The organism is Citrobacter sp. Cu231, from assembly GCF_030332265.1.
In the GTDB taxonomy this organism is placed as follows: Bacteria; Pseudomonadota; Gammaproteobacteria; order Enterobacterales; family Enterobacteriaceae; genus Citrobacter; species Citrobacter meridianamericanus.
In genome coordinates this window covers 171,499-195,935 of sequence record NZ_JAOWIE010000048.1, presented here as the reverse complement: position 1 = coordinate 195,935, position 24,437 = coordinate 171,499, and the positions used below count along the sequence as shown (strand labels likewise).

23 protein-coding genes are annotated in these 24,437 nt (G+C 52.5%); 11 read left to right on the top strand and 12 right to left on the bottom strand.

Annotated features, from left to right (window positions below; translation table 11 throughout):
* Positions 1-80 precede the first annotated feature (80 nt).
* A complete protein-coding gene (caiF, locus tag OGY15_RS21895) occupies positions 81-476 on the top strand; it encodes a carnitine metabolism transcriptional regulator CaiF (protein WP_151216708.1) in 396 nt (131 codons plus the stop codon).
* 76 nt (positions 477-552) lie between these two features.
* Here the strand turns inward: caiF and caiE are convergent, their stop codons facing one another.
* The 6 genes from caiE to caiT all read right to left on the bottom strand — a co-directional run bounded on the left by caiE (position 553) and on the right by caiT (position 7,629).
* Positions 553-1,149, bottom strand: a complete 597-nt coding sequence (gene caiE, locus OGY15_RS21890) for a carnitine operon protein CaiE (protein WP_151216709.1) — start codon at positions 1,147-1,149, stop codon at positions 553-555.
* Positions 1,150-1,155: 6 nt separating this feature from the next.
* Positions 1,156-1,941 carry a crotonobetainyl-CoA hydratase gene (gene caiD / locus OGY15_RS21885; RefSeq protein WP_116360653.1) on the bottom strand — a complete coding sequence of 262 codons (786 nt, stop codon included), beginning with the start codon at positions 1,939-1,941 and terminating at the stop codon, positions 1,156-1,158.
* Positions 1,942-1,995: 54 nt separating this feature from the next.
* Complete coding sequence (gene caiC, locus OGY15_RS21880) at positions 1,996-3,549, bottom strand: crotonobetaine/carnitine-CoA ligase (protein ID WP_286541078.1); 1,554 nt, start codon at positions 3,547-3,549, stop codon at positions 1,996-1,998.
* A 62-nt stretch (positions 3,550-3,611) separates the two neighbouring features.
* The gene (gene caiB, locus OGY15_RS21875; protein ID WP_286541076.1) at positions 3,612-4,829 is read right to left on the bottom strand and encodes an L-carnitine CoA-transferase; all 1,218 of its coding nucleotides are present in this window, start codon (positions 4,827-4,829) and stop codon (positions 3,612-3,614) included.
* Positions 4,830-4,934: 105 nt separating this feature from the next.
* Positions 4,935-6,077, bottom strand: coding sequence for a crotonobetainyl-CoA dehydrogenase (gene caiA / locus OGY15_RS21870; protein WP_005124373.1), 1,143 nt, complete (start codon positions 6,075-6,077; stop codon positions 4,935-4,937).
* A 34-nt stretch (positions 6,078-6,111) separates the two neighbouring features.
* On the bottom strand, positions 6,112-7,629 hold the full coding sequence (caiT, locus tag OGY15_RS21865; RefSeq protein ID WP_151216712.1) for an L-carnitine/gamma-butyrobetaine antiporter: 1,518 nt from the start codon (positions 7,627-7,629) through the stop codon (positions 6,112-6,114).
* Positions 7,630-8,110: 481 nt separating this feature from the next.
* Here caiT and OGY15_RS21860 point away from each other — a divergent pair, with 481 nt between their 5' ends.
* From OGY15_RS21860 to folA, 9 genes are all read left to right on the top strand, one after another.
* Positions 8,111-8,881: an electron transfer flavoprotein FixA gene (locus tag OGY15_RS21860; protein ID WP_286541073.1), complete on the top strand. Its 771-nt coding sequence runs from the start codon at positions 8,111-8,113 to the stop codon at positions 8,879-8,881.
* Positions 8,882-8,896: 15 nt separating this feature from the next.
* Positions 8,897-9,838 carry an electron transfer flavoprotein subunit alpha/FixB family protein gene (locus OGY15_RS21855; RefSeq protein ID WP_151216714.1) on the top strand — a complete coding sequence of 314 codons (942 nt, stop codon included), beginning with the start codon at positions 8,897-8,899 and terminating at the stop codon, positions 9,836-9,838.
* Positions 9,839-9,887: 49 nt separating this feature from the next.
* Complete coding sequence (locus OGY15_RS21850) at positions 9,888-11,174, top strand: FAD-dependent oxidoreductase (protein ID WP_286541071.1); 1,287 nt, start codon at positions 9,888-9,890, stop codon at positions 11,172-11,174.
* The gene (gene fixX, locus OGY15_RS21845; RefSeq protein ID WP_000203736.1) at positions 11,171-11,458 is read left to right on the top strand and encodes a ferredoxin-like protein FixX; all 288 of its coding nucleotides are present in this window, start codon (positions 11,171-11,173) and stop codon (positions 11,456-11,458) included. Before OGY15_RS21850 ends, fixX begins: the two co-directional genes overlap by 4 nt.
* A gap of 104 nt (positions 11,459-11,562) precedes the next feature.
* Positions 11,563-12,906 (top strand): MFS transporter, encoded by a 1,344-nt coding sequence (locus tag OGY15_RS21840; RefSeq protein WP_151216715.1) that lies wholly within the window; start codon positions 11,563-11,565, stop codon positions 12,904-12,906.
* A gap of 90 nt (positions 12,907-12,996) precedes the next feature.
* Complete coding sequence (locus OGY15_RS21835) at positions 12,997-13,230, top strand: YgdI/YgdR family lipoprotein (protein WP_003018880.1); 234 nt, start codon at positions 12,997-12,999, stop codon at positions 13,228-13,230.
* Positions 13,231-13,333: 103 nt separating this feature from the next.
* Positions 13,334-13,864 carry a glutathione-regulated potassium-efflux system oxidoreductase KefF gene (gene kefF / locus OGY15_RS21830; RefSeq protein ID WP_151216716.1) on the top strand — a complete coding sequence of 177 codons (531 nt, stop codon included), beginning with the start codon at positions 13,334-13,336 and terminating at the stop codon, positions 13,862-13,864.
* Positions 13,857-15,719: a glutathione-regulated potassium-efflux system protein KefC gene (kefC, locus tag OGY15_RS21825; RefSeq protein ID WP_151216717.1), complete on the top strand. Its 1,863-nt coding sequence runs from the start codon at positions 13,857-13,859 to the stop codon at positions 15,717-15,719. The genes kefF and kefC overlap by 8 nt, the downstream gene beginning before the upstream one ends.
* Before the next feature lie 198 nt (positions 15,720-15,917).
* A complete protein-coding gene (gene folA, locus OGY15_RS21820; protein WP_003018873.1) occupies positions 15,918-16,397 on the top strand; it encodes a type 3 dihydrofolate reductase in 480 nt (159 codons plus the stop codon).
* A 110-nt stretch (positions 16,398-16,507) separates the two neighbouring features.
* Here folA and apaH read toward each other — a convergent pair whose 3' ends face one another.
* The 6 genes from apaH to lptD are packed head-to-tail and all read right to left on the bottom strand — an operon-like array spanning position 16,508 to position 23,254.
* Positions 16,508-17,356: a bis(5'-nucleosyl)-tetraphosphatase (symmetrical) ApaH gene (gene apaH / locus OGY15_RS21815; RefSeq protein WP_151216718.1), complete on the bottom strand. Its 849-nt coding sequence runs from the start codon at positions 17,354-17,356 to the stop codon at positions 16,508-16,510.
* A 10-nt stretch (positions 17,357-17,366) separates the two neighbouring features.
* Positions 17,367-17,744, bottom strand: a complete 378-nt coding sequence (gene apaG, locus OGY15_RS21810) for a Co2+/Mg2+ efflux facilitator ApaG/CorD (protein WP_003018867.1) — start codon at positions 17,742-17,744, stop codon at positions 17,367-17,369.
* 2 nt (positions 17,745-17,746) lie between these two features.
* Positions 17,747-18,568 carry a 16S rRNA (adenine(1518)-N(6)/adenine(1519)-N(6))-dimethyltransferase RsmA gene (gene rsmA / locus OGY15_RS21805; protein ID WP_187253710.1) on the bottom strand — a complete coding sequence of 274 codons (822 nt, stop codon included), beginning with the start codon at positions 18,566-18,568 and terminating at the stop codon, positions 17,747-17,749.
* Complete coding sequence (gene pdxA, locus OGY15_RS21800; RefSeq protein WP_151216720.1) at positions 18,561-19,553, bottom strand: 4-hydroxythreonine-4-phosphate dehydrogenase PdxA; 993 nt, start codon at positions 19,551-19,553, stop codon at positions 18,561-18,563. Before pdxA ends, rsmA begins: the two co-directional genes overlap by 8 nt.
* On the bottom strand, positions 19,553-20,839 hold the full coding sequence (surA, locus tag OGY15_RS21795) for a peptidylprolyl isomerase SurA (RefSeq protein ID WP_187253711.1): 1,287 nt from the start codon (positions 20,837-20,839) through the stop codon (positions 19,553-19,555). Before surA ends, pdxA begins: the two co-directional genes overlap by 1 nt.
* A gap of 54 nt (positions 20,840-20,893) precedes the next feature.
* The gene (gene lptD / locus OGY15_RS21790) at positions 20,894-23,254 is read right to left on the bottom strand and encodes an LPS assembly protein LptD (protein ID WP_151216721.1); all 2,361 of its coding nucleotides are present in this window, start codon (positions 23,252-23,254) and stop codon (positions 20,894-20,896) included.
* A gap of 254 nt (positions 23,255-23,508) precedes the next feature.
* Between lptD and djlA the strand changes: the two genes are divergently transcribed.
* Positions 23,509-24,324, top strand: coding sequence for a co-chaperone DjlA (djlA, locus tag OGY15_RS21785; RefSeq protein ID WP_005124510.1), 816 nt, complete (start codon positions 23,509-23,511; stop codon positions 24,322-24,324).
* Positions 24,325-24,437 lie beyond the last annotated feature (113 nt).

The following is a 24,437-nucleotide window of genomic DNA, read 5'->3' as shown; positions in this document are numbered from 1 at the left end:
TCCACAATTTTAATATGGCTTAGTTTTTATTAATTTGGACAGGCCGTAGCCAGATTTTTAATTTGTGAAATGGTGTGCTTATGTGTGAAAAATATGTTGAAAGACCGCTTTATTTGTTAATTGCTGACTGGATGATGGCTGAAGATCGTTGGATCACCGCAAAGGAAATTTCCCGCCATTTTGATATTGAACACTGCAAGGCAATTAATACGCTCTCTTATATTTTGTCGGAAGTGGGAGAAATTGTTTGTGAAGTTAAGATGATCCCTAATCAGATTGCAGGCCGGGGCTGCCAGTGCCAGCGTCTGGTGAAAGTCATCAGTATTGATTCCCACCTCTACAACCGATTGAGCCACAATTTGCAGGAAAAAAAGGTGAGTGTGGCGAAAACGCCGCGACTGTCTGGCGTTCCGCCAACAGAGCTCAACCGTGAGCAGAAATGGCAGATGATGCTGTCAAAAAGTATGCGTCGCTAATGATTCGCTTACCTGATGGTAGCGTTAACGGTGATTGATTCGTAGGCCGGATAAGCGTTAGCGCATCCGGCATAGATTACTGGGCTGATTTGGGTTTCACGTCCGTCGTGCCTTTCAGGCGCGGCCGGTTTTCTTCGACCTGCGTTAATGGCTGCGTTTCACGTAAACCTGCCCGGCAGCGGACCGCAAGGTCCTGATACTCTTTAGTGTTCAGTCGCTTCCAGTGCAGTTCCTGGTCAGTGACTTCACGCAGTACGCGAGCAGGTGAACCGACCAGCAGTTGCCTTGCTTCCCCCTGAAATCCGGCTTTGACAAAGCTCATGGCGGCGACAATGCTCTCTTCGCCAATCACCGCGCCGTCCATAATTACGCTGTTCATGCCGATCAGCGCGTCCCTGCCCACCACGCAACCGTGCAGGATTGCACCGTGGCCGATGTGCCCATTTTCATGCACGATGGTGTCAGTGTCGCAATAACCATGCATGATGCAGCCATCCTGCAAGTTAGAACCCGCCTCCAGAATCAGGCGACCATAGTCACCGCGCAGTGAGGCGTGTGGGCCGACGTAGACGCCAGCTCCCACGATCACATCACCAATCAACACGGCGCTGGGATGAACATACGCCTCTGGATGCACTACCGGAATCAGGCCTTCAAAGGCGTAATAGCTCATCGGTTATCAGCGTCCTTTCCACACCGGATCGCGTTTTTCTGCAAATGCCTGAGGTCCTTCGAGCGCATCTTCTGAGTGCAGCACCGACGGATAGTGCTTCAGTACTCCGCTGCGGATGTAACGGTAGCCCTCTTCTACCGGCATTTCACTGGTCGCACGATAAATTTCTTTCAGTGCGGCGATAGCCAGCGGGGCGCTATTCACCAACTGCTGCGCCAGTTCGCGCGCGCTATCCATCAGCTCGCTCTGGCTGACAACGCGGTTGACGATACCCCAACGCAGCGCTTCTTCTGCGCTCATTCGTCTGCCTGTCATCACCATTTCGTTGACGATAGCCGGTGGCAGCAGTTTAGGCAGACGCAGTACGCCGCCGCTGTCAGGTACGATCCCCAGTTTGGCTTCTGGTAGCGCAAAGCTGGCATTTTCCGCACAGACGATAAAATCCGCTGCCAGCGCCAGCTCAAAACCGCCACCAAACGCATAGCCGTTAACTGCGGCGATAACCGGCTTATCGAGGTCGAAAATTTCGGTTAAACCAGCAAAACCGCCGGGGCCAAAGTCGGCATCAGGCGCTTCACCTTCGGCCGCTGCTTTTAAGTCCCAGCCCGCAGAAAAGAATTTCTCACCGCCGCCGGTGATAATCGCGACGCGTAATTCCGGGTCGTCACGAAAATGAAGAAAAGCTTCCCCCATGGCAAAACTGGTTTTTGCGTCAATAGCGTTGGCTTTAGGACGATCGAGAGTAATTTCCAGGATCGGGCCATTACGGGTCAGATGTAATGATTCACTCATAGTTCATCTCCAGATAAATAAATTTCCCGGCAGGAGGAATTCCAGCCGGAAGGGTTATTTCAGATTTTTTTTGATTATTTTTCCTGAACAATTGCGTGGCAGGTCGGTTCTGATCTCCATAAACGAGGGAACCTTGAATTTCGCCATATTGTTTTCGCAGAAGCTAAAGAACTCAGCTTCGCTTAATGTTTCACCTTCATTGAGCACGATAAATGCTTTAATGGCTTCATCACGGATCGAATCTTTTATACCGACAACCACAATGTCCTGAATTTTCGGGTGCGCAGAAATAATATTTTCCAGCTCGACGCAGGAGACATTTTCCCCGCCGCGTTTAATCATGTTGCAGCGCCTGTCGACGAAATAAAAAAATCCGTCCGCATCCTGGTAACCCGAATCTCCTGTATGTAACCAACCCTCAGGTTCCAGCGCTTTGGCGGTAGCCTCCGGCTGCGCATAGTACTCTTTGAAGATAGTTTTGCCCGGCACGCCTTTAATGCAGATTTCGCCAATTTCTCCGGCGGGCAGGGGACGGTTTTGATCGTCACGGATTTCGGCTTCATAGCTAAAACCCACGCGACCTATAGAGGGCCAGCGCCGTTTGTCTCCTGGGCGATCGCCAATAATGCCAACGATGGTTTCGGTCATACCGTAGGACGTCAGCAGCCTGACGCCAAAGCGTTCGGTAAAGGCGTCTTTTTCCTGCTCGGATAAATTGAGATAGAACATCACTTCGCGCAGGCGATGCTGTCTGTCCGTTGGGGCCGCGGGTTGTACCATCAGGGTTCTGATCATCATCGGAATGCATTCGGTGACCGTCGCCTGGTATCTACGTACCTGATCCCAGAACGCCCTGGCGCTGTACTTCTCCAACAGCACAAAGGTGCTGCCTGCAGAGAATGCCGCCATGGCTGCCGTACACTGACAGTCGATATGAAAAGCGGGCATCACCGTCATGTAGACGTCGTCATCACGCAGGGCGATTTGCCAGGAGGTGTAATAGCCGGCAAATCGCAGGTTGTAGTGGGTAATCACTACCCCTTTAGGTCGTGAGGTGGTGCCAGAGGTAAACAGAATTTCTGCCGTATCATCAGTGGATAACGCGGGCGTATAACACAGCGTAGTCGACTGGCGGGTTTGCAGTTGGGTAAAGTGGCTCACGCCGTCGTCAACCGGAAGTTGCTCGCCAATCAGACAGATATGATTAAGCGGAGTCGTATTTTCCAGCCGTATCTGGCGGTACATAGGATAAAACTGGGCACTGGTGACTAACAGGCTCACATGGCTGTTTTGCAGGATCCAGGCGCTTTCTTCGCCCAGTAATCGGGCATTAATCGGCACCATAATGGCGCCAATTTTTGCCAGCCCAAACCAGCAAAAGATGAATTCCGGACAGTTATCAAGATGCAACGCGACCTTGTCGCCTTTGCGGATCCCTAAGGAATGGAAAAGGTTCGCCGTGCGGTTAATCTCTTCATTGAGCGAGGCATAGCTAAACTGCCGAACGTTTCCTTCGCAGGATTCGAAAATTAACGCCGTTTTATCTTCGTACACCCCGGCCAGGTCGTCCCACATCTGACGTAAGTTTTGTCCGCCAACGATATCCATATTGCTTTATCCACTGAAATCAGGCGTGAGCGCTAACCCACTCGCGGGTCAGCGCGTCACGTTTATTCCTCAACTCTGGCCAGGCCTTTGCCGACCAGCTCATTTATGTCTGCTTCGCTATAACCAATGTTTTTCAGAATGGCGGCGGTATCCATGCCATGTGACGGCATGCCACGCCAGATTTTCCCCGGGTTGTTTTTAAATTTCGGCATGATATTCGGTCCTTTGCAGGTGCGACCATCCATCGTTTGCCACTGAGTAATAGATTCACGAGCAACGTACTGCGGGTTGCCTTCCAGTTCCGGAATGGTCAGTACCTTCGCGCAGGCGATATTCAGCTCTGCAAAGCGCGCCTGCACTTCGGCGATGGTGTGCGCTGCCAACCACGCATCCAGTTTCTCTTCCACGAGCGGGCCATAAGGGCATTCCACGCGATGGATAAGCTGGGTACCTTCCGGGACTTCTGGCGTACCAAGAATATGGGCGAGGCCGATATCTTTGAAGCATTCATTGATTTGTGTGATGCCTACCAGCTCCATGACGATATAACCATCGGCGCATTTATACAGGCCGCAGCCAGCGTAATACGGGTCTTTGCCTTTGGTCATGCGTGGGCAAATTTCGCCGCCGTTAAAGTAATCCATCATGAAGTACTGACCCATACGCAGCATGACTTCGTACATGGCGATATCAATGCTTTCACCTTTGCCCGTTTCGCGTACTTTGTGCAGGGCAGCCAGCGCCGCTGTCGTTGCGGTCATTCCTGAGAAGTAATCGGCGGTGTACGGGAAAGCAGGCATCGGCTGATCAACGTCGCCGTTTTGGATCAGATAGCCGCTGAACGCCTGCGCGATAGTGTTATATGCCGGAAGATTAGTGTACTCATCGGTCCCAAACTGGCCGAAGCCGGAAAGGTGGGCGATTACCAGTTTCGGGTTATGTTCCCACAGCACTTCATCAGTAATTCCGCGACGAGCAAAGGCCGGGCCTTTACTGGCTTCAATGAAGATATCGGTGGTTTCCATTAGCTTCAGAAATGCTTCCCGACCTTCATCTTTGAAAATATTCAGCGACAGGGCGTGTAGGTTACGACGTGAGAGCTGCGGATAGTTAGGCTGTACGCGGATGGTATCGGCCCACGCAACGTTTTCAATCCAGATAACCTCAGCACCCCATTCGGCGAACATCTGTCCGGCGAACGGACCGGCAATCTCGATCCCTGAAAATACAACTCGTACCCCGGCAAGTGGGCCAAAGGTTGGCATTGGTAAGTGATCCATAATTTTGCTCCTGGCATTTTTTTGTATGCCCGGTAAGCACAGCTCCACCGGGCATATTGCCGGATGGCGGCGTTAACGCCTTATCCGACCTACGAAACGAACGAATCAACGGTATTGCTTCAATACCGCACGACCCAACGTCAGGATCTGCATTTCGTCAGAACCACCAGAAACACGGTCAACGCGCAGGTCACGCCAGAAGCGCGTGATGCGATGATTGCCCGCGATACCCACTCCGCCCAGCACCTGCATGGCGGTGTCTACCACTTCAAATGCCGCGTTGGCGCAGAAGTATTTGCACATTGCCGCGTCACCCGAGGTAATGGTGCCGTTATCCGCTTTCCAGGCAGCTTCCAGCAGCATGTTTTTCATGGAGTTCAGTTTGATCGCCATATGCGCAAACTTCTCCTGAATCAGCTGGAAACGGCCGATAGCTTCGCCAAACTGCACGCGCTGATTGGCGTAGCGCGCCGCATCTTCAAACGCGCACATTGCCGTACCGTAGTTGGTCAGTGCGACGAGGAAGCGTTCATGGTCAAACTCTTCTTTCACGCGATTGAAACCGTTACCTTCCCGACCGAACATGTCTTTCTCGTCCAGCTCAACGTCGTCAAAGGTGATTTCACAGCAGCTATCCATGCGCAGACCGAGTTTCTCCAGTTTGTTGACCTTGATGCCCGCTTTGCTCATGTCAACGAACCACTCGGTGTAAACAGGTTTATCCGGCGATGCGCCATCTCTCGCCATTACCACGATGTAAGGGGTATAGGCACTACTGGTGATAAAGCACTTACTGCCATTAAGATAAACCTTACCATTTTTACGTGTATAAGTGGTTTTCAGGCTGCCAACATCCGATCCCGCTCCCGGTTCGGTGATCGCAGAGTTCCACATCTGCTTACCGGTTCCCTGGAACGCCATAATTTTATCGATTTGTTCCTGGGTCCCTTCACGCAGGAAGGTGTTAAAACCCCCCGGTAACTGGTACAGCACATAGGTTGGCGCGCCCAGGCGGCCGAGTTCCATCCAGACGGCGGCCACGGTGACAAAACCCGCTTCCAGTCCACCGTGTTCTTCCGGAATCAACAGGCTATCGATGCCCATATCCGCCAGCGCTTTAACAAAACGCTCAGGGTAGACGCTGTCGCGATCGCACTCGGCAAAATAAGCTTCCCAGTTCTCACTGGCCATCAGTTCACGAATACCGGCGACAAACAGCTCCTGCTCGTCATTTAAGTTGAAATCCATCTTTCAGCCTCTTGATCAATTGGGTTAATAAGAATTACTTGTCTTTCCAGTGCACTTTGGCGTCTTTAATAAAGGACAGCGTCACCATGATATTGACGAAGAACAGCGGGCATCCTCCGGCGATAATCGCGGTCTGTATTGGCTTCAGCCCGCCCAGCGCCAGTAGAACGATACCGATGATGCCGACCAGCACGGACCAGCCGATACGCACTAACAGCGGTGGTTCTTCACCATCGCGGACTTCGCGACAGGTGGACATCGCCAGGGTATAAGAGCAGGCGTTAATCAACGTGACAGTGGCAATAAAACAAAGGATGAAGAAGCCCCACATGGTGGCGGTGCTGAATGGCAAGGCGGCCCAGGTTTCGATAATGGCGCGCGCCACGCCGTGTTGTTCAATCAGCTGTGGGATGTTGAGAATGTTTTTATCCATCAGCAGCAGGGTATTGCTGCCAAGGACTGTCCACAGGATCCAGGTAGAAGCGGTCAGGCCCAGCACCATCCCAAAGCACAGTTCACGTACGGTACGACCACGAGAAATACGTGCCAGGAAGATGCTCATCTGGATGGCGTAAATGACCCACCATGCCCAGTAGAAGACGGTCCAACCCTGCGGGAAGCCGCCTTTGCCGATGGCATCGGTATAGAACAGCATGCGCGGCAGATACATCAGCAGCATGCCGACCGAGTCGGTAAAGTAGTTCATGATGAAGCTGGCGCCGCTGACGATAAACACCCAGCCCAGCATCAGGAAGCTCAGGTAGCTACGTACGTCGCTGGCGATTCTGACTCCTTTTTGCAGGCCGCAGGCTACGCAAATGGCGTTCAGAATGATCCAGCAGGTAATGATGATGGCATCTAATTGCAGTGTATGCGGAATACCGAACAGCCATTGCATACACTCGGTTACCAGCGGTGTCGCCAGACCGAGGCTGGTACCCATCGCAAAAATCAGCGCTACCAGGTAGAAGTTATCAACGATGGTGCCGAACAGCCCTTTCGCATGCTTTTCGCCCACTAATGGTACCAGCGTGGAGCTAGGACGGATGACGTCCATCTTGCGCACAAAGAAGAAATAGGCGAAGGCCACGGAAAGGAAGCTGTAGGTTGCCCATGGCAGCGGTCCCCAGTGGAACAGGCTGTAAGCCAGACCTATCTCTTTCGCACCCGTGGAATTGGGTTCCAGGGCGAACGGTGGGGTGGAGATATAGTAGTAGATCTCGATGGAGCCCCAGAACAGTACCGCTGCTGAAGTACAGGAGGCGAACATCATAAAGATCCAGCTGGCGGTACTAAACTCCGGTTTTTCGTCGCCTAATTTCTTTTTGGCATACGGGCCAAAAACCAACCAGAACCAGCCGAAGAGCATGACGACCATATACCATTCAAATGCCCAGCCCCAGACACTGGTGACATAACTGAATACCGCATTAATAACGACGTTAGCGGCATCGAGATCTCTTACTGTTAGCCAACAAAGTATTCCAACTATTATTAATGGCGGAAAAAAAACCTTCGGTTCAATTCCCGACTTTCTCTTTTCATTTTTCATAAGTGAATTCCAGTGTGAAAACGAAATTTATTTAGCGTGCCCGTGTGTGATCGTTTGTTTATTTATTATTAATGATTTGTTGATAACTTTTTAACCTCTGGGGGCGCCTCAGTGAGTAACTCATAATGAGTATTCATTTCGGGTGATTCTGTTATCTGTGTCACACTTTTTTACGCTGGTTAATTTGCTTAAATTCATGCTGTTTTTTGTTGTTAATCAGTGTGTTATCTGTGGTTTTTTAACTTTTTTAAGTGGCTGGCGTTCAATATTGTTGAACCCGCAGACAATATTGAAAATTTTTATATTTGTCGTAATTCTTTCAATATTGGTGAGGTGCGTAACACTATTGAAAGTTACGAATTTCAATGTGTGACATTTTCAATATTGGTGATTAAGGTTTTATTTCCGAATTAAAGAGCGTGATATCTGTATTTAACACCGCCGATATAAATACGTTTCCTTCATGATTTCTGGAGATGCAATGAAGATAATTACTTGCTACAAATGCGTACCTGATGAACAGGATATTGCGATTAATAATGCTGATGGTTCACTCGATTTCAGCAAAGCGGATGGCAAAATCAGCCAGTACGACCTGAATGCGATCGAAGCAGCTACCCAGTTAAAACAACAGGCAGGCGAGGCCCAGGTTGTGGCCATGAGCGTCGGCGGCAAAGCGCTGACCAATGCAAAAGGGCGCAAAGATGTGCTCTCCCGTGGTCCTGATGAACTGATTGTTGTGATTGACGATCAATTTGAACAGGCGCTGCCACAACAAACGGCTACCGTGTTGGCTGCCGCCGCGCAAAAAGCCGGTTTCGATCTAATTATCTGTGGTGACGGTTCTTCCGATCTCTATGCTCAGCAGGTTGGCCTGCTGGTGGGCGAAGCACTGAACGTTCCCACGATTAACGGCGTGAGTAAAATCCTCTCTCTTACCGACAGCACGCTGACGGTAGAGCGTGAACTGGAAGATGAAGTCGAAACACTGAGCATCCCGCTTCCGGCGGTCATCGCGGTCTCAACGGATATCAACACCCCACAAATCCCTTCCATGAAAGCCATTCTTGGCGCGGCGAAAAAACCGGTTCAGGTTTGGTCGCCTGCAGACATTGGACTGAACAGCGTGCAGGCGTATTCCGCACAGCAGGTTGCTGCGCCGAAGCAGCGCGAGCGTCAGCGCGTTGTGATTGAAGGTGACGGTGAAGAACAGATTGCCGCGTTTGTCGAGAATCTTCGCAAAATCATTTAATTATCAGGGGATGTTATGAACAAATTTTCCAGTATCTGGGTATTCAGCGATACCCCTTCTCGTCTGCCGGAACTGATGAAAGGTGCGCAGGCTTTAGGTGAAAAAGTTAACACGTTTGTACTGAGCGATGCAGACAGCGCGACGGCATGTCATTTGGGGGCAGATCATGTCTGGTTGCTCAGCGGTAAACCAGAAGAGCGTATGGTCGAAGACTACGCCGATGTGATGGCCCAGACCATTCGTCAGCACAGCGAGGACGGCGCAGTACTGCTGCCCAATACGCGTCGGGGCAAGTTGCTAGCGGCAAAACTGGGCTTTCGCTTGTCAGCTGCAGTTTCAAACGATGCCAGCGCAGTCGTCGTACAGGATGGTAAAGCGGCGGTCAAACATATGGTCTACGGCGGCCTGGCGATAGGGGCGGAAACAATCGCTTCGCCGTTTGCCGTGATTACACTCAGCAGCGGGACGTTTGACGCGCAGCAACCCGATGCTACCCGCAGCGGCGAGATGCATACCGTACAGTGGCAGGCTCCGGCCGTTGCCGTGACCCGTACGGCAACTCAGGCACGTCAGAGCAACAGCGTCGACCTCGACAAGGCTCGCCTGGTGGTCAGCGTGGGACGTGGTATCGGCAGCAAAGAAAATATCTCGCTGGCCGAAGCGCTGTGCCAGACGATTGGCGCTGAGCTGGCCTGTTCCCGTCCGGTGGCGGAAAACGAGAAGTGGATGGAGCACGAACGCTACGTCGGTATCTCCAACCTGATGCTCAAGCCTGAACTGTATCTGGCGGTGGGGATTTCCGGGCAGATCCAACATATGGTCGGCGCCAACGGCGCACAGACGATTTTCGCCATTAACAAAGATAAAAATGCGCCGATATTCCAGTATGCGGATTACGGCATTGTTGGCGATGCGCTGAAGATCCTGCCTGCGCTGACGGCTGCCTTAGCGCGTTAAACCATTTCGGGCAGGATGCGAAGGTGTCCTGCCGCTGACAGGAGTACGTATGTCCGAAGATATCTTTGATGCCATCATCGTGGGTGCAGGTCTGGCTGGTTCGGTTGCGGCGCTGGTGCTGGCTCGGGAAGGCGCACAGGTGCTGGTTATCGAGCGCGGCAATTCTGCTGGCGCGAAGAATGTCACCGGTGGGCGCATGTATGCGCATAGCCTGGAGCGCATCATTCCCGGTTTTGCTGAGCAGGCCCCCATTGAACGCGTCATCACCCACGAGAAACTCGCCTTTATGACCGATAAAGGGGCGATGTCCATTGATTATTGCAACGGCGAAGACGCCACATCGTCGCAGGTTTCTTATTCCGTCTTACGCAGCAAATTTGATGCCTGGCTGATGGAACAGGCCGAGGAGGCGGGCGCTCAGCTCATCACCGGTATTCGCGTGGATAACGTTGTGCAGCGCGAGGGTAAAGTCGTGGGCGTGGAAGCCGATGGCGATATTCTGGAGGCCAGGGTAGTGATCCTTGCTGATGGCGTAAACTCTCTGTTGGCTGAAAAGTTGGGTATGGCAAAGCGCGTCGAGGCATCGCATGTTGCCGTCGGCGTAAAAGAGCTGATCGAATTGCCGAAATCAGTGATTGAAGATCGTTTCCAGTTACAGGGGAACGAAGGCGCAGCCTGTCTGTTTGCCGGATCGCCAACCGATGGATTGATGGGCGGTGGCTTTCTCTATACGAATGAAACAACCCTTTCTCTGGGACTGGTCTGCGGTCTTCATCATCTGAAAGACGCGAAAAAATCGGTCCCACAAATGCTGGAAGATTTCAAACAGCATCCGGCAGTTGCCCCGCTGATCGCCGGTGGCAAGCTGGTGGAATATGCCGCGCACGTTGTACCTGAAGCCGGTATCAACATGCAGCCAGAACTGGTGGGTGACGGCGTACTGATTGCCGGTGACTCTGCCGGAATGTGTATGAACCTCGGCTTTACTATTCGCGGTATGGATTTGGCCATCGCCGCAGGCGAAGCGGCGGCGAAAACGGTGCTTTCAGCCATGAAGCGTGACGACTTTAGCAAGCAGTCGCTGGGTGAATACCGTCAGCATCTGGACGACGGCCCGATGCGTGATATGCGTATGTATCAAAAGCTGCCCGCTTTTCTTGATAACCCGCGCATGTTTACCGCTTATCCCGAAATGGCGGTCAGTATCGCACGCGACCTGTTCACCGTAGATGGTTCCGCCCCGGTGCCAATGCGTAAAAAAATCCTGCGCCATGCGAAGAAAGTGGGCTTCATCAACCTGATGAAAGATGGCCTGAAAGGAGTGACCGTATTATGACTTCTCCCGTCAATGTGGACGTAAAACTGGGCGTCAATAAGTTCAATGTCGATGAAGACAGCCCACACATCATTCTCAAAACCGATCCTGATAAACAGGCGCTGGAGGTGCTGATTAAGGCCTGCCCGGCTGGACTGTATAAAAAGCAGGACGACGGCAGCGTACGCTTTGATTACGCCGGATGCCTCGAGTGTGGGACGTGTCGAATTCTTGGACTCGATACAGCGCTGGAAAAATGGGAATACCCGCGCGGGACGTTTGGCGTGGAGTTCCGCTATGGCTAAACCTGGTGCCGGATGGCTGCTTCGCCTTATCCGGCTTACAGGTACGGTTCATAGGCCTGATAGGCGTTATCAGGCATTAAGTTAAAATAAAACAGGATATAGCCATGCAGCAGCCCAGGAACTTTGATGACATCAAATTTACCTCTATTCACCGCCGGATAATGCTGTGGGGAAGCGGTGGGCCGTTTCTGGATGGTTATGTGCTGGTGATGATTGGCGTGGCGCTCGAACAGCTCACGCCAGCGTTGAAACTGGATGCCGAGTGGATTGGTCTGCTGGGGGCTGGTACGCTCGCCGGTTTGTTTGTCGGGACGTCGCTGTTTGGCTACATTTCCGATAAGGTCGGGCGCCGTAAAATGTTTATCATCGATATTATCGCCATTGGCGTGATATCGGCGGCAACCATGTTTGTCTCCTCGCCCGTTGAGTTGTTGGTGATGCGGGTGCTGATCGGGGTGGTGATTGGGGCTGATTACCCGATCGCAACCTCAATGATTACCGAGTTCTCCAATACCCGCCAGCGCGCTTTCTCCATCGGTTTTATCGCGGCGATGTGGTATGTCGGCGCCACCTGTGCCGATCTGGTCGGTTACTTTTTGTATGATGTTGAGGGCGGATGGCGCTGGATGTTGGGCAGCGCGGTGATCCCCTGCATTTTGATCCTGATTGGGCGTTTCGATCTTCCTGAATCGCCACGCTGGTTGCTGCGTAAAGGTCGGGTGAAAGAGTGCGAGGAGATGATGATCAAACTGTTTGGCGAACCGGTGGTATTCGACGAAGAAGCACCCCAGCAGACGCGTTTCCTTCAGTTGTTTAATCGCCGACATTTCCCGTTTGTCCTGTTTGTTGCCGCCATCTGGACCTGTCAAGTGATCCCGATGTTTGCCATTTATACCTTTGGTCCGCAGATTGTTGGGCTACTGGGGCTCGGCGCCGGGAAAAGCGCCGCGTTGGGCAATGTGGTGATCAGCCTGTGCTTTATGCTGGGGTGTATTCCTCCCATGTTCTGGCTCAATAGCGCGGGCCGTCGACCGCTGTTAATTGGCAGCTTTATTATGATGACGCTGGCGCTGGCTGTGCTGGGGCTAATCCCTGATATGGGCGCATGGCTGGTGGTGCTGGCGTTTGCCGTGTACGCGTTTTTCTCGGGGGGGCCGGGAAACCTGCAATGGCTATACCCAAACGAACTGTTTCCCACCGATATTCGTGCCTCTGCAGTCGGGGTGATTATGTCGTTAAGCCGTATCGGCACCATTGTGTCAACCTGGGCGCTGCCGGTGTTCATCACCAAATACGGGATCAGTAATGTGATGCTGATGGGCGCGGGAATTTCGCTGGTAGGCCTGCTCGTGTCCATCGCTTTCGCCCCGGAAACGCGAGGTCTGACGCTGGCGCAAACCAGCCAAATGACGATTCGTAGTAAGCCGGTGGTCAGGGCAGGCTATTAAGAGTGTTCTGTATTTTCCCTGCAACTCAGTCAGTTAGCCTACAGTTAACGGATATATCACTGAAAACGACTGAAAAGCAGGGAGAACACCATGCAGAAACATATTCTGATCACTTCCATTTTTACCGCAGCAGCACTGTTTACCGTAGCCGGTTGCTCCTCAAATCAGGCGGTGAAAACCACCGATGGTAAAACCATCGTCACCGACGGCAAACCGCAGGTTGATGATGATACCGGCCTGGTGTCGTACAAAAACGCGCAAACAGGTAAGACGGAACAAATTAACCGCGATCAGGTTAAGGATATGAGCGAACTGGATAACTAGCTCAGATTTTTCCATTTATCTGCTCAATAATATTGACTGTTAGCCTGTGGATTAACTGACTAAACTCACTGTTATTACAATAATGCAGTGATACAGGCTAATCATGATTCTCATCATTTACGCGCATCCCTATCCTCAGCATTCGCATGCGAATAAGCGGATGCTTGAACAGGCAAGGACGCTGGAGGGCGTGGAGATCCGCTCGCTCTACCAGCTCTACCCCGACTTTAATATCGATATTGCCGCTGAACAGGAAGCCCTGGCGCGCGCAGAGTTGATTATCTGGCAGCATCCTATGCAGTGGTATAGCACACCTCCGTTACTCAAGCTGTGGATGGATAAGGTCCTTGCACACGGTTGGGCATACGGTCACGACGGTACTGCGCTGCACGGTAAGCATCTCATGTGGGCTGTGACCACCGGCGGCGGTGAAAACCACTTTAATATCGGCTCCCATCCAGGCTTTGATGTGCTTTCCCAACCTTTGCAGGCCACGGCATTATATTGTGGTCTCAAATGGCTGCCGCCATTTGCGATGCACTGTACGTTTATCTGTGATGACGAGACGCTGCAGGCGCAAGCGCGTCATTATAAACAGCGTCTGCTCGAGTGGCAGGAGGTTCATCATGGATAGTCATACGCTGATTCAGGCGCTGATTTATCTTGGATCGGCGGCGCTGATTGTCCCCATCGCCGTGCGGCTGGGGCTAGGGTCGGTACTGGGGTATCTCATCGCCGGGTGCATTATCGGACCATGGGGTCTGAGGCTGGTGACGGACGCCGAATCAATCCTGCATTTTGCCGAGATCGGCGTGGTGCTGATGCTGTTTGTCATCGGCCTGGAGCTGGATCCGCAGCGTTTGTGGAAACTGCGGGCTTCGGTGTTCGGCGGCGGTGCGCTACAGATGGTGGTTTGCGGCGGTTTGATTGGTTTGTTCTGTATGTTCCTTGGCCTGCGCTGGCAGGTGGCGGAGCTGATCGGCATGACGCTGGCGCTTTCCTCGACGGCCATCGCGATGCAGGCGATGAATGAACGTAACCTGATGGTGTCGCAACTGGGGCGTAGCGCATTTGCCGTGCTGCTGTTCCAGGATATCGCCGCTATTCCTCTGGTGGCAATGATTCCCTTACTGGCGGCAAGCGGCGCATCGACCACGCTTGGGGCATTTGCATTGTCAGCCCTTAAGGTAGCTGGCGCGCTGGTGCTGGTGGTGCTGTTAGGGCGTTATGTCACCCGTCCTGCCTTGCGTTTTGTTGCGCGCTCAGGCCTGCGGGAAGTTTTCAGCGCCGTCGCGCTGTTCCTCGTTTTCGGTTTTGGTCTGCTGTTGGAAGAAGTTGGTCTTTCGATGGCGATGGGGGCGTTCCTGGCCGGCGTGTTGCTGGCGAGTTCTGAGTATCGCCACGCGTTGGAAAGCGATATTGAGCCGTTTAAAGGGCTGCTGCTGGGGCTGTTTTTCATCGGCGTGGGGATGTCTATCGACTTTGGTACGCTGATTGATAATCCTTTGCGCATCATCATTCTGCTGGTTGGTTTTCTGGTGATTAAAACAGTCATGCTATGGCTGATAGCGAAACCGTTACAGGTGCCGAACAAGCAGCGCAGATGGTTTGCCGTATTACTTGGGCAGGGCAGTGAGTTTGCCTTCGTGGTGTTTGGCGCGGCACAAATGGCAAACGTGCTTGATCCTGACTGGGCGAAATCGCTGACGCTGGCGGTGGCGTTGTCGATGGCGGCTACGCCGATTTTGCTGGTGATTTTGACGCGTCTGGAAAAATCGGCGACTGGTGAAGCGCGGGAAGCGGATGAAATCGATGAGGAGCAACCGCGGGTGATCATCGCTGGATTTGGGCGATTTGGCCAGATAACCGGTCGTTTGCTGTTGTCGAGTGGGGTCAAAATGGTGGTTCTGGATCATGACCCGGACCATATCGAAACGCTGCGTAAATTCGGCATGAAGGTTTTCTATGGCGATGCGACCCGGATGGATCTGCTGGAGTCAGCCGGAGCGGCTAAAGCAGAGGTGATTATTAATGCCATTGACGATCCCCAAACCAGCCTGCAACTGACCGAAATGGTGAAAGAGCATTTCCCACATCTACAAATTATTGCCCGCGCGCGCGACGTGGATCATTACATCCGTCTGCGTCAGGCGGGTGTGGACATGCCTGAACGTGAGACCTTTGAAGGCGCGCTGAAAACCGGACGCCTGGCGCTGGAAGGGCTCGGGCTTGGGCGCTATGAAGCGCGTGAGCGGGCCGATGTCTTCCGCCGCTTCAATACGTTGATGGTTGAGGAGATGGTGAAAGGGGAAAATGACGCAATTTCCCGCGCGGCGGTTTATAAGCGCACCAGTGCAATGCTAAGTGAAATTATTGCGGAAGATCGTCAGCACTTATCATTGATTCAACGCCATGGCTGGCAAGGCACGGATGAAGGTAAACATACGGGCGATGTCGCCGATGAACCGGAAGTGAAACCGTCAGCATAGGGTAAAAAATGTGATGTTCTGCAAACTTTACTGCTAATTGGCTGTTTTTGAACTACTGTAATGCTGGGAGTCCACTCAGAAGTCGCGGACTCGCCAGCAGAACAGAAAATTTTCATGCACATCTTCCTTTGGCTAGTCGACGAAAGATTGCGCTTTCCGTATAGTGGCGACAATTTTTTTGTATCCGGGAAATATTCAATGATCAGTCTGATTGCGGCGTTAGCGGTAGATCGCGTCATCGGTATGGAAAACGCCATGCCGTGGAACCTACCTGCCGATCTCGCCTGGTTTAAACGTAATACCTTAAACAAGCCGGTCGTCATGGGGCGCCACACTTGGGAATCAATCGGGCGACCGTTGCCGGGGCGTAAAAATATCGTCATCAGCAGCAAGCCCGGCACCGACGATCGTGTGCAGTGGGTGAAGTCTGTTGATGAAGCCATTGCGGCCTGTGGCGATGAGCCTGAAATTATGGTGATTGGCGGTGGGCGTGTGTATGAGCAGTTCCTGCCGAAAGCGCAGAAGCTGTATCTGACACACATTGATGCGGAAGTGGAGGGAGATACCCATTTCCCGGACTACGAACCGGACGACTGGGAATCTGTTTTCAGCGAATTCCACGATGCCGACGCGCAAAACTCTCACAGCTACTGCTTCGAGATTCTGGAACGTCGTTAATACTGTAAGTGCCGGATGGCGGCGAAATGCCTTATCCGGCCAACTCTTGTGCCCGATGTAGGCCTGATAAGCTTAGCGCCATCAGGCCTGAACCTCTCAGCAGACGATTATCAGGCGTTGACCGCTTCGCCGGGATCCATATTCAGATGGCGATTTGATGGCTGCACAAAGTAGCGTTTGTCTTCCCAGCGCAGACAGGTGAGATCACCTCCCCAGCAACACCCCGTATCCAACGCGTAAATACCTTCTGGCGTGCCTTTGCCCTCCAGCGATGCCCAGTGCCCGAATGCAATGCTATAGGCGTCACTAACGGGGCCTGGAATGGCAAACCACGGCTTCAGCGGAGCTGGCGCATCTTCTGGCGACTCTTTGCTGTACATATCAAGTTGACCGTTGGGGAAGCAGTAACGCATGCGGGTGAACGCGTTGGTAATAAAACGCAGACGGGCCAGCCCCGTCAGCTCCGGGGTCCAGTTATTAGGCATGTCACCGTACATTGCATCGAGGAAAAACGGATACGAGTCGCTCGACAACACGGCTTCAACATCGCGTGCACAGTCCTTCGCCGTCTGTAGGTCCCACTGTGGGGTAATCCCTGCATGCGCCATCACCAGCTTCTTCTCTTCATCAATCTGCAACAGCGGCTGGCGACGCAGCCAGTTAAGCAGTGCATCAGCATCCGGAGCTTCAAGCAGCGGTGTGAGTCGGTCTTTCGGTTTATTACGGCTAATGCCGGCAAACACGGCCAGCAGGTGTAAATCGTGATTACCGAGAACTAACCGCACGCTATCGCCCAGCGATTTAACGTAGCGTAAAACGTCTAACGAGCCCGGCCCTCGCGCAACCAGATCGCCGGTGAGCCATAAGGTGTCTTGCTCGGGATTAAAGTCTACCTGGTGCAGCAAGGCTATCAGTTCATCATAACAACCGTGAACGTCGCCAATGAGGTATGTTGCCATAGCTATTGTTTTAATGAATGAGTGTAGGAACGGCGAGTCTGAACACGGGAATGTCGATGGTAAAGGCGATCCCTTGTTCATCGATCATTTCGTAATGACCCTGCATGGTGCCAAGCGGCGTTTCAATCACCGCGCCGCTGGTGTATTGGTACTCTTCGCCAGGTTCGATGTGGGGCTGAACGCCAACCACACCTTCGCCCTGAACTTCGGTTTCACGGCCATGACCATTGGTGATCAACCAATAACGCCCCAATAGCTGCACAGGCGCTCGCCCCAAATTGCGGATAGTCACGGTATAAGCAAAAACGTAACGTTCATCATCAGGTGAGGATTGCGCTTCAATGTAGACGCTTTGTACCTGAATGCACACTCGGGGCGAATTGATCATGTTTAACTCTCCTTCGATGGCGCGTTTTCCGACAGATAGTTAGCCATCCGGCAGTATTGCGCGACAGAGATATTTTCCGCTCGCATCGCCGGATCAACGCCCAGCTCTGTCAGTACTTCAACGCTAAACAAATTGCCGAGGCTGTTACGTACCGTTTTACGACGCTGATTAAACGCTTCAGTGGTAATACGGCTCAGCACACGAACATCTTTAACCGGATACGGCATTGTTGCGTGAGGGACCAGACGCACAACGGCAGAATCGACTTTAGGCGCTGGCGTAAATGCGGATGGCGGCACTTCAAGTACCGGGATCACATTGCAGTAATACTGCGCCATGACGCTTAATCGACCATACGCTTTACTGTTTGGCCCTGCAACCAGACGGTTTACCACCTCTTTTTGCAACATGAAATGCATGTCGGCAATGGCATCAGTATAGGTAAAAAGATGGAACATCAGCGGTGTGGAGATGTTGTACGGCAGGTTACCGAATACGCGCAGCGGTTGCCCCATTGTTTGGGCGAGTTCGCCGAAGTTCATGGTCATGGCGTCTTGCTGATAAATCGTCAGCTTCGGCCCTAAAAACGGGTGCGTTTGCAGGCGCGCGGCGAGATCGCGGTCTAACTCAATGACCGTGAGCTGGTCCAGGCGTTCGCCTACAGGCTCGGTTAGCGCAGCCAGGCCTGGGCCGATTTCGACCATAGCCTGACCCTTCTGCGGGTTGATTGCAGAGACAATACTTTCGATCACAAACTGATCGTTGAGGAAGTTTTGCCCGAAACGTTTACGGGCTAAGTGGCCCTGATGGACTCGATTATTCATTGGTATTAACAATCATTTTGATGGCGAGATTAAGCGCCGTAATAAAACTGCCGACATCTGCTTGTCCACGTCCCGCAAGTTCAAGCGCGGTACCGTGATCGACGGATGTGCGAATAAAGGGCAGGCCCAGCGTGATGTTCACACCGCGACCAAATCCCTGGTATTTTAGCACGGGGAGACCCTGATCGTGGTACATTGCCAGCACGGCATCCGCGTGGTCGAGATACTTGGGCTGAAACAGCGTATCTGCGGGCAGCGGGCCATTCAATTTCATCCCCTGCGCACGCAGTTCATCGAGAACCGGAATGATAGTTTCTATCTCTTCCGTTCCCATATGACCGCCTTCACCGGCATGCGGGTTAAGACCGCACACCAGAATATGCGGATCGGCAATGCCGAACTTAGTGCGCAAATCATGATGCAGAATACCGATCACTTCCTGAAGCAGAGCGGGCGTAATGGCATCAGCAACGGCTCTGAGCGGCAGATGCGTGGTTGCCACGGCAACGCGCAGCTCTTCGGTTGCCAGCATCATGACAACTTTCTTCGCCTGTGATCGCTCTTCAAAGAACTCGGTGTGCCCGGTAAACGGGACGCCAGCGTCATTGATTACGCCCTTGTGAACCGGACCGGTAATCAATGCCGCAAACTCCCCTCGCAGACAACCATCGCAGGCGCGAGCCAGCGTATCCACCACATATTGCCCGTTCTCTACTGCCAACTGACCCGCGACTACAGGTGTTCGCAGCGCAATCGGTAACAGCGTCAGCGTGCCTGCTGATTGCGGTCGGGCTGGGGTATCTGGAGTGTAGGGGAGGAGTGAAAGCGGTAAACCGAGCATTGCTGCCCGGTCACTGAGGAGTGCTGCATCCGCACAGACAACGAGTTCTACAGGCCACTCACGCTGCGCGAGTTGAACCACCAGATCGGGGCCAATCCCGGCGGGTTCGCCGGGAGTGATAACAACGCGTTGAGTACGAGTCATTAGTTGCTCAGAACTTTGACGTAGGCGCTGGCGCGCTGTTCCTGCATCCAGGTTGCCGCTTCTTCCGAGAATTTACGGTTCATCAGCATACGATAAGCTCTGTCTTTCTGCGCGGCGTCAGTTTTATCAACGTTACGCGTGTCCAGCAGCTCGATCAGATGCCAGCCGAAAGAGGAGTGCACTGGGGTGCTCATCTGGCCTTTGTGAAGTTTGGTCAGCGCATCGCGGAAAGCCGGATCGAAAATATCCGCTGCAGCCCAGCCCAGATCGCCGCCCTGGTTAGCAGAACCCGGATCCTGAGAAAACTCTTTAGCTGCTGCCGCGAAGGTGGTTTTACCGCTCTTAATATCTGCCGCGATTTGTTCCAGTTTCAGACGCGCCTGTTGGTCGGTCATGATCGGCGACGGTTTGAGCAGAATATGGCGGGCATGAACTTCAGTCACGGAAATGCTTTGGCTCTGACCACGCATATCGTTGACTTTCAGAATATGGAAGCCGACTCCAGAGCGAATTGGACCAATGATATCGCCTTTTTTCGCGGTGCTTAACGCCTGGGCAAAGATGCCCGGCAGTTCCTGAATGCGTCCCCAACCCATCTGGCCGCCTTTCAACGCCTGCTGATCGGCGGAATAAGTGATGGCCAGTTTGCCAAAATCGCTACCGTTACGTGCTTCATCAACTACTGAACGCGCCTGGCTTTCCGCTTCGTTTACCTGATCGGAAGTTGGGTTTTCCGGCAGTGGGATCAGAATGTGGCTCAGGTTCAGTTCGGTGCTGGCATCATTTTGGTTGCCGACCTGCTTCGCCAGGGCATCCACTTCCTGTGGCAATATGGTAACGCGACGGCGAACTTCGTTGTTACGCACTTCAGAGATAGTCATCTCTTTGCGGATCTGGTTACGATAAGTGGAATAGTTTAAACCATCCTGTGCCAGACGGCTGCGCATCTGATCCAGCGTCATGTTGTTTTGCCTGGCGATATTGGCGATAGCCTGATCCAACTGCTCGTCAGAGATTTTTACACCCATCTTCTGACCCATCTGCAGGAGAATTTGATCCATGATCAAACGTTCCAGGATCTGATGACGCAGCGTGGCATCGTCCGGTAACTGTTGACCCGCCTGACCCGCATTTAGTTTTACTGACTGCATTAAGCCATCGACGTCGCTTTCCAGAACGACGCCGTTATTGACGACGGCTGCGACTTTATCGACCACCTGTGGGGCAGCGAAACTGGTATTCGCGATCATGGCGATACCGAGAAGCAGCGTTTTCCAGTTCTTCATACTTTTTCCATTATCAATTAACCGCAATGCGGATTACGTTGTAAATCAATCAGATCATAAAGAGCTTTGATACGGCAGAATGTTCGAACGCAGCATTTGGTTAGTGCCCAGACCATAGTTGGAACTCAGGCCGCGCAGTTCGATATTAAAGCCGATCGTGTTGTCATAAATCGCGTGTTTCTGGGTGTTATCCCAGCCGTTCAGCTTACGTTCGTAGCCGAAGCGAATGGCGTAACAGCAGGAGTTGTACTGCAGTCCCAGCATTGAATCTGCTTCTTTGTTCACGTTGGTATCGAAGTAGTAAGCGCCAACAATCGACCAACGGTCAGCGATTGGGAAGCTTGCCACCGCGCCTACCTGTGAGATCCCGTTTTTATACTGCTCTGCCGTAGAGTAGTAAGACGGCAGGGTAGCCTGGATATACTCCGAGCTGGCATAACGGTAGTTCAACTGCAGCATACGGTTTTCGTCGCGGCGGTATTCGATACTGCTGCTACTGGTTGCGACGCTGTCCAGACGTGTGTCGTACTGGATCCCACTGCGTAAACCCCAGCGGTCGGAGATGCGCCAGTAGGTGTCGCCAGCCCATACCAGTGAGCCCGTTTTGTCGTCATTCTCCCATTTTATGTTGTCATCGCCAGTGCGAGACTCGGTGAAATAGTAGATTTGACCCACGGAAATATTAAAACGTTCAACCGCCGCATCATCATAAACACGAGATGTGACCCCGGTCGTCACCTGGTTGGCTGAGGCGATACGGTCCAGGCCGCCATAAGTACGGTCACGGAACAGGCCGCTGTAGTCAGATTGCAGCAGGGAAGAGTCATAGTTATAGATATGACTTTGGTCACGATACGGTACGTAAAGATACTGCGCGCGCGGCTCCAGCGTTTGGGTATAGCCCGGCGCCAGCATTTGCATGTCACGCTCGAACACCAGCTTGCCGTCAACTTTAAACTGCGGCATGACGCGGTTGGCTGAATCATCGAGTTTGTTAACGTTACTCGGGTTATTGTTGTACCAATCGAGATTAGTCTGCTGATAGTGTGTTGCCAGCAGTTTTGCTTCGGTATTGATACTTCCCCAGTTGTTCGACAACGGCAGGTTGATGGTCGGCTCAAGATGAACGCGCGTGGCTTCCGGCATGTTGTCGTTAGTGTTAACGAAATGAACCGCCTGGCCATAAATACGGGTATCAAACGGCCCGACGTCATTCTGGTAATAGTTGACGTCTAACTGCGGCTGCGCAGAATAGCTGTTACTGTTTTGCGCGTCGAAGACCTGGAATTGCTTGGTCGAAACCGTCGCGTCAAAGTTTTGTACCGCGTAGCCAACGCTGAATTTTTGCGTGGCATAGCCGTCGGTACTGGAACCGTATTTATTGTCAAAATCATTAAAGTAACTGGTATCGCTGACCTTGGTGTAATCGACGTTGAAACGCCACACCTGGTCCATCACGCCAGCGTGCTGCCAGTAGAACAGCCAGCGACGAGAATTGTCATCCTTCGGATGTTCATCCTCGTACACTTTATCTGAGTTCAGATAGTCGAACTCCATCAGGCCAGCGCCCGCCTGAGTCAGGTAGCGGAATTCGTTCTCCCACATAACACCGCCACGACGGTGCATATAATGCGGCGTAATGGTGGCGTCCATGTTGGGCGCAATGTTCCAGTAATACGGCAGGTAGAACTCAAAATAGTTCGTGGTGGAGTATTTTGCGTTCGGGATCAGGAAACCGGAACGGCGCTTATCGCCGACGGGTAACTGCAAATAAGGACTATAAAAGACCGGAACTGGACCCAGTTTAAAACGGGCGTTCCAGATCTCTGCGACCTGTTCTTCACGGTCGTGGATCACTTCGCTACCCACGACGCTCCAGGTATCGGAACCCGGCAGACAGGAGGTGAAGCTACCGTTTTCCAGAATAGTGTAACGGTTTTCGCCTCGCTGTTTCATCAGGTCGGCTTTTCCGCGCCCCTGACGACCTACCATCTGATAATCACCTTCCCAGATGTTAGTATCTTTAGTATTCAGATTAGACCAGCCTTTCGGCCCCTTCAGAATAACCTGATTGTCATCATAATGAACGTTGCCCAGCGCATCGACGGTACGTACTGGCTCAGGCTGGCCTTCAGCCTGCTTCTGATGAAGCTGCACTTCGTCGGCCTGCAGGCGGCTGTTACCCTGCGCAATATCCACGTTGCCGGTAAACACCGCATCATCCGGGTAATTCCCTTTTGCGTTGTCGGCATTGATAGTGACGGGTAATTCATTGGTCTCGCCCTGCACCAGAGGACGGTTATAGCTTGGCACGCCTAACATGCACTGTGAGGCGAGATCGGCTGCCAGACCCTGTTGGCTATAAAGGGCGCTGGCAATCATGGTGGCCAGAAGAGTGGGAATACGTTTTTTCATACGTTGTATTTATTGTTCCATCATCAGTAGCGTCGCGCGTGACAAACGGTCACAGCCTAACTTATCTCATCTTCACTGCGCTAGTGTTAATCCTGCCGATTAAGGCTCCGTGGTGTTAGGCACGGCATTGAATGACAGGTATGATAATGCAAATTATAGGCGATGTCCCACAATTGACCGCTGCCATAAATCGGTAAAAGCACCTTATATTGTGGGACATAGCCTGGCTGAGAGCAGAAAGATTTGGGGAGTCTATGCAGTATTGGGGAAAGATAATTGGCGTAGCCGTGGCTTTAATGATGGGCGGCGGCTTCTGGGGTGTGGTTCTGGGCCTGTTAGTTGGCCACATGTTCGACAAAGCCCGCATGCGCAAAATGGCGTGGTTTGCCAACCAACGTGAACGCCAGGCGCTGTTTTTTGCTACCACTTTTGAGGTGATGGGGCATCTGACCAAATCCAAAGGCCGTGTCACGGAAGCCGATATTCATATCGCCAGCCAGCTGATGGACCGGATGAATTTGCACGGCGACTCGCGTACGGCCGCACAACATGCTTTCCGGGTGGGAAAATCGGATAATTACCCATTACGTGAAAAAATGCGTCAGTTTCGCAGCGTCTGTTTTGGTCGATTCGATCTGATCCGCATGTTCCTGGAGATTCAGATTCAGGCGGCATTTGCCGATGGATCATTGCATCCTAATGAGCGTGAAGTGCTGTATGTGATTGCTGAAGAGTTGGGTATCTCACGGACCCAATTTGATCAGTTCCTGCGTATGATGCAGGGCGGCGCGCAGTTTGGCGGTGGATATCAGCAGCAGTCCGGCGGCGGTGGCTGGCAGCAGGCGCAACGTGGCCCGACGCTGGAAGACGCCTGCAATGTGCTGGGGGTGAAAGCGACCGATGATGCGACTACGATTAAGCGCGCATACCGCAAGCTGATGAGCGAGCACCATCCGGACAAACTGGTTGCGAAAGGTCTGCCGCCAGAAATGATGGAAATGGCGAAGCAAAAAGCGCAGGAAATTCAAAAGGCTTACGAGCTAATCAAAGAACAGAAAGGCTTCAAGTAAATATACACGGCATCCTTCAGGCTGCCTCTTTGTTGGCTGAACTGTGAAACCCCAGTCGCATAGTTATCTGTGCTCCTGGGGATTTCTTCGTTTGCCGCCTCGATGCATCTCGA

What these genes read in the sequence shown, in the direction of transcription:
- kefF (WP_151216716.1), top strand. Translation starts at nt 13,334, where the DNA reads ATGATTCTCATCATTTACGCGCATCCCTATCCTCAGCATTCGCATGCG.
- apaG (WP_003018867.1), bottom strand. Translation starts at nt 17,744, where the DNA reads ATGATCAATTCGCCCCGAGTGTGCATTCAGGTACAAAGCGTCTACATT.
- djlA (WP_005124510.1), top strand. Translation starts at nt 23,509, where the DNA reads ATGCAGTATTGGGGAAAGATAATTGGCGTAGCCGTGGCTTTAATGATG.
- caiC (WP_286541078.1), bottom strand. Translation starts at nt 3,549, where the DNA reads ATGGATATCGTTGGCGGACAAAACTTACGTCAGATGTGGGACGACCTG.
- OGY15_RS21850 (WP_286541071.1), top strand. Translation starts at nt 9,888, where the DNA reads ATGTCCGAAGATATCTTTGATGCCATCATCGTGGGTGCAGGTCTGGCT.
- OGY15_RS21840 (WP_151216715.1), top strand. Translation starts at nt 11,563, where the DNA reads ATGCAGCAGCCCAGGAACTTTGATGACATCAAATTTACCTCTATTCAC.
- kefC (WP_151216717.1), top strand. Translation starts at nt 13,857, where the DNA reads ATGGATAGTCATACGCTGATTCAGGCGCTGATTTATCTTGGATCGGCG.
- apaH (WP_151216718.1), bottom strand. Translation starts at nt 17,356, where the DNA reads ATGGCAACATACCTCATTGGCGACGTTCACGGTTGTTATGATGAACTG.
- caiE (WP_151216709.1), bottom strand. Translation starts at nt 1,149, where the DNA reads ATGAGCTATTACGCCTTTGAAGGCCTGATTCCGGTAGTGCATCCAGAG.
- surA (WP_187253711.1), bottom strand. Translation starts at nt 20,839, where the DNA reads ATGAAGAACTGGAAAACGCTGCTTCTCGGTATCGCCATGATCGCGAAT.
- caiA (WP_005124373.1), bottom strand. Translation starts at nt 6,077, where the DNA reads ATGGATTTCAACTTAAATGACGAGCAGGAGCTGTTTGTCGCCGGTATT.
- OGY15_RS21835 (WP_003018880.1), top strand. Translation starts at nt 12,997, where the DNA reads ATGCAGAAACATATTCTGATCACTTCCATTTTTACCGCAGCAGCACTG.
- OGY15_RS21855 (WP_151216714.1), top strand. Translation starts at nt 8,897, where the DNA reads ATGAACAAATTTTCCAGTATCTGGGTATTCAGCGATACCCCTTCTCGT.
- OGY15_RS21860 (WP_286541073.1), top strand. Translation starts at nt 8,111, where the DNA reads ATGAAGATAATTACTTGCTACAAATGCGTACCTGATGAACAGGATATT.
- rsmA (WP_187253710.1), bottom strand. Translation starts at nt 18,568, where the DNA reads ATGAATAATCGAGTCCATCAGGGCCACTTAGCCCGTAAACGTTTCGGG.
- caiT (WP_151216712.1), bottom strand. Translation starts at nt 7,629, where the DNA reads ATGAAAAATGAAAAGAGAAAGTCGGGAATTGAACCGAAGGTTTTTTTT.
- caiF (WP_151216708.1), top strand. Translation starts at nt 81, where the DNA reads ATGTGTGAAAAATATGTTGAAAGACCGCTTTATTTGTTAATTGCTGAC.
- folA (WP_003018873.1), top strand. Translation starts at nt 15,918, where the DNA reads ATGATCAGTCTGATTGCGGCGTTAGCGGTAGATCGCGTCATCGGTATG.
- caiD (WP_116360653.1), bottom strand. Translation starts at nt 1,941, where the DNA reads ATGAGTGAATCATTACATCTGACCCGTAATGGCCCGATCCTGGAAATT.
- fixX (WP_000203736.1), top strand. Translation starts at nt 11,171, where the DNA reads ATGACTTCTCCCGTCAATGTGGACGTAAAACTGGGCGTCAATAAGTTC.
- lptD (WP_151216721.1), bottom strand. Translation starts at nt 23,254, where the DNA reads ATGAAAAAACGTATTCCCACTCTTCTGGCCACCATGATTGCCAGCGCC.
- pdxA (WP_151216720.1), bottom strand. Translation starts at nt 19,553, where the DNA reads ATGACTCGTACTCAACGCGTTGTTATCACTCCCGGCGAACCCGCCGGG.
- caiB (WP_286541076.1), bottom strand. Translation starts at nt 4,829, where the DNA reads ATGGATCACTTACCAATGCCAACCTTTGGCCCACTTGCCGGGGTACGA.